Source organism: Actinoplanes sp. NPDC051346, assembly GCF_040682215.1.
Lineage (GTDB): Bacteria > Actinomycetota > Actinomycetes > Mycobacteriales > Micromonosporaceae > Actinoplanes.
On the sequence record NZ_JBFBAJ010000042.1, the window covers coordinates 1 to 1,434 of the forward strand.

Genomic DNA, 1,434 nt, shown 5'->3' on the forward strand with positions numbered 1-1,434 from the left:
TAGTACTCCAGCCGGGGATCGTGATCACGGCTTGGTGAGGGCTTGTCGGGCGTAGTGGCTATTTCTTGCGCGGGCTTGATGGCGGCGTCGGCGGATCGACCAGAGCAGCGGGTCGGCGTGGCGGCGGGCAGGGTTGATGATCAGTACGTGGAACAGGTGACGTAGCTCGTTGACGGTCAGCGGGATCAGCCCGATCGGGTCGGGCCGGTCGTGGTGAGCTGTAGCGGCAGCGAGGAAGGCATGAGCGAAGATCGTCAGGGTGGTCCACCGGTGCCAGGATGTCCAGCGGCGGTGTTGATGCTGGTCCAGACCGAGGCCGCTCTTCGCGGCTTGGAACGACTCTTCGATCTTCCAGCGACGCCCGGCGACCATGACCAGGGTGCGCAGCGCGGTGAGTTCGGGTGACCAGCAGCGGTAGAAGGCCAGCTCACCGGTGGTGCGGTTGCGGCGAATCAGCAGCCAGTGATGCCCGCCGTGGCTGTCGGCGGCGTGGGGCAGGGCGGTGAAGGCCCAGTCGTAGTAGCGGTAGCCTTTCGCGCCGCGGCCGGCGGACATCCGCTGCCAAGCCGAAGCGGGAAGTCCTGCGGCCAGCACATCGGCGCGGTAGACGCCCTGGCCGGTGGTCACCTGATGTGAGCAGGCCACCGCGAGGACGTAGCCCAGTCGCAGCGTGCGCAGCCTGGCGGCCAGGCGCGGATCGCCGCCGTAGGCCTCGTCGCCGGCCACCCAGCGACACGGCAGCCCGGCGGCGACCGCGGCCTCGATCATCCGGGATGCCAGTTGTGGTTTGGTCGCGAACTGCACCTGTTCGGGTACGCCGGCTTCGGCCCGCCGCTGCGGGTTGTCGCACCAGGATTTTGGCAGGTAGAGAGCTGCGTCGAGCATCGCGTGAGCGGTCTCGGTGGCGTAGACCAGATGCACGGCGAGCTGACAGTTCTCGATCTTCCCCGCCGTGCCGGAGTACTGCCGCTGGACGCCGACGGTATGCCGGGCCTTCTTCAGATCGCCGGTCTCGTCGATGACGAGCACCGCGTCGGCGTCGCCGAGCTGCTCGGCGATGAACTCGCGGACATCGCCGCGGACCGCGGCGTGATCCCACTTCACCCGGGTCAGCAGGTCCTGCATCCCGTCCGGACCCGCATCACCAGCATGCTCGGCGATCGTCCAGCAGTTCTTACGCGGCAGCGGCGCCAGCAGTCCCCGCACGAAGTTACCCACTCGCCGTCGGGGTTCCGGCCTGCGGAAACGTTGCCCGACAGTCAACATCAGGTCGTCGAACAACACCCGCCATCGCTGGGCGTCTACCCTGTATCCGGCAGCCACCGCTGCGTCATGGTCAGTCCACACAACCGTCCATGATCGACGGTGGCTGCCCTCGTTCCCACACCAGATCAGACCCCAGCTCAGCCAAGGTCAACATCCCCGGCTGGAGTA

General features: G+C 67.3%; 1 protein-coding gene. It reads right to left on the reverse strand.

From position 1 onward, the window contains the following. Positions 1 to 24: 24 nt before the first annotated feature. Entirely contained in the window at positions 25 to 1,266 is a 1,242-nt protein-coding gene (locus tag AB0M36_RS37620; RefSeq protein ID WP_364167593.1) for an IS701 family transposase, read from the reverse strand. Positions 1,267 to 1,434 lie beyond the last annotated feature (168 nt).